Annotated in this window: 5 protein-coding genes; 3 read left to right on the top strand and 2 right to left on the bottom strand. The window is 63.9% G+C overall.

What is annotated here, in order from left to right; all coding sequences use genetic code 11:
- Window positions 1–1,786 (top strand): FdhF/YdeP family oxidoreductase (locus LH475_RS01735; RefSeq protein ID WP_297412717.1); only part of this gene is annotated, 1,786 nt, incomplete at its 5' end.
- Between the two features lie 284 nt (window positions 1,787–2,070).
- Here LH475_RS01735 and LH475_RS01730 read toward each other — a convergent pair.
- Window positions 2,071–3,069 (bottom strand): 2-oxoglutarate and iron-dependent oxygenase domain-containing protein, encoded by a 999-nt coding sequence (locus LH475_RS01730; protein ID WP_297412716.1) that lies wholly within the window; start codon window positions 3,067–3,069, stop codon window positions 2,071–2,073.
- Between the two features lie 157 nt (window positions 3,070–3,226).
- Here LH475_RS01730 and LH475_RS01725 point away from each other — a divergent pair, with 157 nt between their 5' ends.
- Complete coding sequence (locus LH475_RS01725; protein ID WP_297412715.1) at window positions 3,227–4,258, top strand: aldo/keto reductase; 1,032 nt, start codon at window positions 3,227–3,229, stop codon at window positions 4,256–4,258.
- A 283-nt stretch (window positions 4,259–4,541) separates the two neighbouring features.
- Here LH475_RS01725 and LH475_RS01720 read toward each other — a convergent pair whose 3' ends face one another.
- The gene (locus LH475_RS01720) at window positions 4,542–5,777 is read right to left on the bottom strand and encodes an IS110 family transposase (protein WP_297412714.1); all 1,236 of its coding nucleotides are present in this window, start codon (window positions 5,775–5,777) and stop codon (window positions 4,542–4,544) included.
- A 350-nt stretch (window positions 5,778–6,127) separates the two neighbouring features.
- Here LH475_RS01720 and LH475_RS01715 point away from each other — a divergent pair, with 350 nt between their 5' ends.
- Window positions 6,128–6,637: a hypothetical protein gene (locus LH475_RS01715; RefSeq protein WP_297412718.1), complete on the top strand. Its 510-nt coding sequence runs from the start codon at window positions 6,128–6,130 to the stop codon at window positions 6,635–6,637.
- The last annotated feature ends 103 nt before the right edge of the window (window positions 6,638–6,740 follow it).

Below are 6,740 nucleotides of genomic sequence, written 5' to 3'. Positions count from 1 at the left end.
GTGCCATGAGTCAACCGGATGGGCCATGGGCCAGACGCTGGGCATCGGCAAGGCCACGATCAGCTACGACGACTTCGCCCAAGCCGATCTCATCATCATCATGGGCCAGAATCCGGGAACGAACCATCCGCGGATGCTGACGGCCCTGGAAGAGGCGAAGGACGCCGGCGCCGAGATCGTCGCCGTCAACCCCCTGCCGGAGGCCGGCCTGCACCGGTACAAAAACCCGCAGCGGGTCAAGGGAATCATCGGACGCGGCACCCCCATCGCAAACCAGCACGTGCAGATCCGGCTGGGCGGCGACATGGCGCTGCTGCAGGCGGTCTCCAAACGGGTGCTGGCCGCCGAGGCGCAGCATCCCGGTACAGTGCTGGACCACGAGTTCCTGGCGAAGTACTGCTCGGGACTGGAAGATCTCACCAAGCATCTGAACCTGCTCGACGAGCAGGCCGTGCTCGAGGCCACGGGACTTGAGGCACACGAGATCGACGAATTGGCCGCACGCTATCTCAAGGCCGATCGCGTGATCGTGACCTGGGCCATGGGCCTGACCCAGCAGAAGAAGGCTGTTTCGACCATCAAAGAGATCATCAATCTGCTCCTGTTGCGCGGAAACATCGGCAAACCCGGCGCGGGCGCCTCCCCGATTCGCGGGCACAGCAATGTGCAGGGTGACCGCACCATGGGCATCTGGGAACAAATGCCGCCGGCATTCATGAACGCCCTCGAGCGGGAGTTCGGGTTTGATCCGCCCCGAGAAAACGGTGCGGATGCCGTCGAGACCATCAACGGGCTGCGTGACGGTGAGATCAAGGTATTCATGGCGCTCGGCGGAAACCTGGTCGCGGCAATCAGTGACACGAACGCGGCCGAGGCAGCCATGCGGGGCGCCGAGATGACCGTGCAGGTGTCCACGAAACTCAACCGGTCCCATGTGGTCACCGGCGCCGAGGCACTCATCCTGCCCACGATGGGCCGCACCGAGATCGACATGCAGGCCTCGGGGCCGCAGTTCGTGTCGGTCGAGGACACCGTCTGCGCCGTGCATCCGTCGTGGGGAAAGGTCGATCCGGTGGCACCCGGCCTCCTCTCGGAGGTGGCGATCATCTCCCGGCTGGCGCGGGCCGTTCTCGGTGACAAGGTGAAGGTCGACTGGTCAGGTTTCGAGCAGAACTACGACCTCATTCGCGACCACATCTCCCACGTGGTCGACGGGTGCGAAAACTACAACCAGAAGATCCGTCAGGAAGGCGGATTCATGCTTCCCAACGGCCCGCGGGATTCGCGCACCTTTCCCACGCCCATCGGCAAGGCGATACTCACCGTCAACGTTCTCGAGCGCGTCGATCGCCCGCCGGGCACCCTCATTTTGCAGACGCTGCGCTCGCACGACCAGTTCAACACTACGATCTACGGGCACAACGATCGGTATCGCGGTATCAAAAATGGCCGCCACGTGGTCTTCGTGAATCCCGACGATCTCGCCGAGCTGGGCCTTGTCGATGGCCAGTTCGTCGATGTGCACGGGGTGTTCAGTGACAGGATCCCACGGGTCTTGCGCAAATTCCGCTTGGTGTCCTACCCCACCGCTCGCGGCTGTGCGGCGGCCTACTATCCGGAGGCGAACGTTCTGGTTCCGCTTACTCACCTCGCCGAGGGCAGCAATACCCCCGTGTCGAAGGCGGTGATCGTGCGGCTCGATCCGGTGGCAGCGGATGCTGACAGTGCGCCTGGCGCGAAGGCAGGCGCGGCTCCTAACCGGTCGGGGGCGGCCCTGCCGGGGTGAACGCCGGGGCCCTGCTCTCGTCCGCGCGTCCGCGGTGACGTAGTGAATGGTGGGCTATTTGGAATTGCGTCTCTTCACGTGAGACCGTGTGCTACGAAATGCTTCGCGCGAACTGACAGCCGCGGCAGGTGCATCTGGTGTTTGTCGGCGAATCTTTGTCGGCGAATCGGCGCCAGACTCAATCGCGTCTGCAGATGACAGGGGTTCCTCGTAGGTGCCCTTGATGTCCCGATACGACGACCTGTTCCGCAGCGTCATCGAAACGTTCTATTGGCGAGTAGCCCTTACAGCAGGTCGGCGTGGTGGGCGGTGGCCACGTTGGGGTGGGCACGCAGCCGGTACCGGAGGGCGTTGTCACCGTAGGTGGTCTCGAGAATGGGACTGTTGGTCGGGTCCGCGGAGAGTCCGCGGGCCCCGCGGGACAGACTCTCGTCGAGCTGCAGCCGCGGCATCACGGTGTCGAGTGCCGGGTTGAAGAAGAACGGCACCGAGATGCGGTCGGACCCGTCTTCGGGGGAGAGGACCCGGTGCAGGGTCGCCTTGAGGTAGCCATCCGTTGCCAGTTCGAGCATTTCACCGATGTTCACGACGAAGGCGCCGTCAAGTGGCGGAGCATCGATCCACTCGCCATCATGCTCGACCTGCAGGCCGTCTTTGCCCGGTTCGACGAGCAGCAGCGTGAGCACGCCGCCGTCTCGGTGCTCTCCGACGCCCTGGCTGCGCTCGGGCTGGCCGGGGTAGCGCACGATCTTGGTGAGCAAAAACGGGTTTTCGGCAAAGGCGTCGTCGAAGACGTTCTCGGGGCTGCCGAGGGCGAGGGCCCAAGCGCGCAACAGACGCAGCGCCACGCGGCACAGTTCGTCATTCCAGCGCAGGGTGACGGCCTCGAGTTCGGGCAGGGACTCGGGCCAGAGGTTGGGGCCCTCGAGGCGCCAGTAGTCGGGGGTGCCCTCGGTGCGGGGTACGGGCTCGCGGTCTACCCCGATGTCGATCTGCTCGCGCCAGTCCACCGTGTTGGCGGTGAGTTCTCCGCCGACGCGGGTATAACCGCGAAACTGCGGGCTGTGGATGTTCTCCAACTTCAGTTTTTGCTCGGCCGGCAGGTCGAAGAACGCGCGCGAAACGTCGAGGAGGCTTTTCGTGAGCTGAGGGTCGACGCCGTGGCCGGTCAGGTAGAAGAACCCGACCTCGTGTGTGACGCGCAGCAGTTCGGCGCGGAATGCCGCGGCTTCAGCTTCGCCGGCGTCGAGTTGGGAGAAATCGAGAATCGGAAGTGAAGGCATGACCCAAGTTTGCCACCGGGCTGCGGCACAAACGAATTGTGACGACACAAACCGTCGGATGGGGCAGGTGGGGAACGGGCCCGGCGATGCTGCGACATCCGCTGCCACGGGGCAGACTGGGGGAGCACGCCTATCCACCGACGAACAGGACGCATACATGCGCTATCGCACTCTCGGAAACAGCGGGGCGGTCGTCTCGACCTACGCCCTGGGCACGATGACCTTCGGCGCAGAGGCCGACTCCAGTACCTCCCACGCGCTGCTCGACACTTTTGTGGCCGCCGGCGGCACCCTCGTCGACACCGCGGATGTCTACAGCGCCGGCGTCTCAGAACAGATCATCGGCACCTGGCTCGCGGTGCATCCCGTGGAACGCGAACAGATCGTGCTCGCCACCAAGGGCCGGTTTCCCATGGGCAGTGGCCCCAACGACCTCGGCACCAGCCGCCGTCACCTGATACGCGCCCTCGATGACTCCCTGCGCCGCCTCGGAACCGAACACATCGACCTCTATCAGCTGCACGCCTGGGACCCGGTCACCCCGCTCGATGAGACTCTGCGCTTTCTCGACGACGCCATTCGCGCGGGCAAAATCGGTTACTGGGGTGTCTCCAACTTCACCGGATGGCAGCTCACCAAGGCGGTGCACCGGGCCCAGGCGCTCGGCTTCACCCCGCCGGTCACCCTGCAGCCGCAGTACAGCCTGCTGGTGCGCGAGATCGAGAGCGAAATCGTGCCCGCCGCCCTCGACGCCGGCCTCGGACTGCTGCCCTGGTCGCCCCTCGGCGGCGGCTGGCTCACCGGCAAATACCAGCGCGACGTGGATCCGACCGGCGCGACCCGTCTCGGCGAAGACCCGCAGCGCGGCATGGAAGCATGGCTGCCGCGCAACGAACTCGACCGCACCTGGACGATCGTCGACACCGTCTCCGCGGTGGCCGCGGAGATCGGTGCCACGAGCGGGCAGGTCTCGCTGGCCTGGCTCGAAGCGCAGCCGGGCGTGACAGCGGTGGTACTCGGGGCGCGCACGGTGGCTCAATTGAGCGAGAACCTGGCCGCGGCATCCGTGGCGCTGAGCCCGATGCAGCTGGAGCGGTTGAGCGAGGTCAGCGCCCCGGCTGTCTCGGACTACCCCTATGGCGCCGCGGCGCTCGCGCAGCGCGACCGCCGACTGCCCGGCGGCCGCTGAACCCCGGCCGTTACTTTATGCGGATCCCCGCCACCGGAAGGCCCCTCAATCGCTGACTCCCGCCCAGATTCACGACCTGGTGGCCATTGTCGGTCAGCTGCGCAGTCGGGGTGTTCAGTTCAGGTCCTTGACCGGGCCGTCTGATACGACAACGGCGGGCGGACCGCGATGCTGGGGCTAGACGATATGAGTGTCCGCTCGTCTTTTGGGCTGGGGCCTCGATTCAAATAGACGTGGGTTGCCAACCGGTGGAAAGTGGGCCTAATTACGAAAATAAGGTGACTTACGCTGCTGCGTGGGTGATCGTTACCTCGTATCCGAGGTTGTGGAGTTGCTTGAGTGCTCTGTTCTTGAGGCGGTCTGGGTTCAGGGATGTGTAGTGGTCGAGTTCTAAATCTTGGTAGATCTCGCCGGTGGTGAGCATGTTCCAGACCGCGGTGAGGATGGTGTGTTCAAGGGCGACGACGGCTTTCATTGGGCCACGGCGGGCCGCGATGCGGCGGTATTTCACGGCCAGGTAGCTGGTTTTGCTGTGGGCTGCAGCCATCGCGGCGATGCCGAGGGCGGCTTTGAGGTGTTTGTTCCCGGGCAGGATGTGGCTGGATGTCACCCGGCCAGCGGACTCGTTCGACCCCGGGCAGACGCCGGCCCACGACGCCAGATGGCCGGCGGTGGGGAACACGCTCATATCGCCGCCGGTTTCGGCGATGATGACTTCAGCGATACGGGTGGAGATTCCCGGGATCGTCTCCAGCGCGTCCCGGGCTGCCTGAAAAGGTTCCATCGCCGCCTCAATTTCGAGGGTGAAGGCGTCGATGCATTCGGTGAAGCTATCGATCTGTTTCAGGTGCGCGCGGACCATCATCGCGTGGTGAGCAGTGAAACGCCCGTTGAGGGCTTCGATGAGCTCCGGGATCTTTGCTTTGAGCCTGCGCTGCACCAGGGCGGACAACACCTGCGGATCCCGCTCTCCGGCGACAAGGGCATCGAGCATCATGCGGGAGGACACCCCGAGAAGATTCGAGACCACGGAGGAGAGCTTGATGCCGGAGGACTCCAGGAACTTCTCCAGGCGCTGGATCTGGCGGGTGCGGTCCTGCACCGTCAACGCTCGCGCCCGGGTCAAATCCCGCAGCACCCGGATCGGCTCCGGCGGCACGAAGCTGGCCCGCAGCAGCCCGTGGGCGGCCAGTTGCGCCAGCCACTGCGCGTAGGACACGTCGGTTTTACGTCCCGGGATGTTCCGGGCGTTCTTCGCATTCACCAGCAACACCGGTAACGATTCTTCCAGCAGATAATAGAACGGTTTCCAATAATCGCTGGTCGATTCCATCACGACCACGCTCACCTTCTGCGCCTCCAAGAATTCCCGAAGAGCGAGAATCTGGTTCGTCGTCGACCCCCACGTCGTGACGGTGGTGGTGAAAGTTCCGGCTTGTTGGCCGGGTAGTCGGACGCAGACTTTCGCGTTCCGTTTGGAGATATCGATACCGACCGCACGGTCGTGCACCACATCCATAACCTGTTCCTCCTAACGCTCCGTTCCCAATATTCGGTGGGTCTGCTGCGGGGAGGACAGGATGAATCTGGAATCTAACACTCGTGCTCAAGGCAACATTCCACGGTTCCCGTGGGGTCCTCCGCGCCACGCTAACCAGCAGGCTCAAATCCGCACCAAGGTCGGACCGGCGTCAACCGCAACAGACCCCACCATCATCCGCCGCCAGAAGGCACCGCACCAGAGGCGTTAAGAACGTGACCGGGCGGATATTTTCCAGCCCCACGGAGCGACAGCGTCGCTGGGCTGCTATCCACAGTTGAATTTGGAGGCCCCAGTTGATTACATATCGTAGTTTCGTTGGGCTGGATGTGCACGCCCGAACAATCGTTGGTTGCGCCATTGACGGCCGCACCGGCGAGATCATCCATCGAAAGTTCAGTGCCGACCTGGTCGAGGTTCTGGGCTGGGTGAGATCGTTGCCGGGTCCGCAGACGGTCGCGTATGAGGCCGGTCCGACGGGTTTCGGATTGGCTCGTTTGTTCGTCGGTGCGGGGATTGACTGTCTGGTCGCGGCGCCGTCGAAGTTGCAGCGGCCCACGGGTGACCGGGTCAAAACTGATGCTCGGGACGCGTTCCAGTTGGCTCGGCTGCTGCACGTGGGCGACATCACCGTCGTTGCATGTCCCCACGGTCGAGGAAGAAGCCGCACGGGACTTGGTGCGGTCAAGGGAAGATACCCGGCAGGATTTGATGAGTGCGCGGCATCGGATGTCGAAGCTGTTGCTGCGGCACGGTTTCGTGTATTCCGACGGTGCCGCTTGGACGGGCAAACACGACCGATGGTTACGGTCCCACCGAACGGGGGACCTCGCGTTTGAGATGGCGTTCGACGCGTCGTATGAGGCGGTGGTTCAGACGGTGGCTCGCCGTGACCGGTTGGACAGAGCCATCGAGCTTATGGCCGCAGATTCTCAATTCACG

It is taken from the genome of Cryobacterium sp. (assembly GCF_026786305.1).
Lineage (GTDB): Bacteria > Actinomycetota > Actinomycetes > Actinomycetales > Microbacteriaceae > Cryobacterium.
This window is presented reverse-complemented; position numbering and strand designations above follow the sequence as displayed.

Excerpts from the sequence above, each read along its gene's own strand:
- LH475_RS01730 (WP_297412716.1), bottom strand. The coding sequence starts at position 3,069 with ATGCCTTCACTTCCGATTCTCGATTTCTCCCAACTCGACGCCGGCGAA.
- LH475_RS01725 (WP_297412715.1), top strand. The coding sequence starts at position 3,227 with ATGCGCTATCGCACTCTCGGAAACAGCGGGGCGGTCGTCTCGACCTAC.
- LH475_RS01720 (WP_297412714.1), bottom strand. The coding sequence starts at position 5,777 with ATGGATGTGGTGCACGACCGTGCGGTCGGTATCGATATCTCCAAACGG.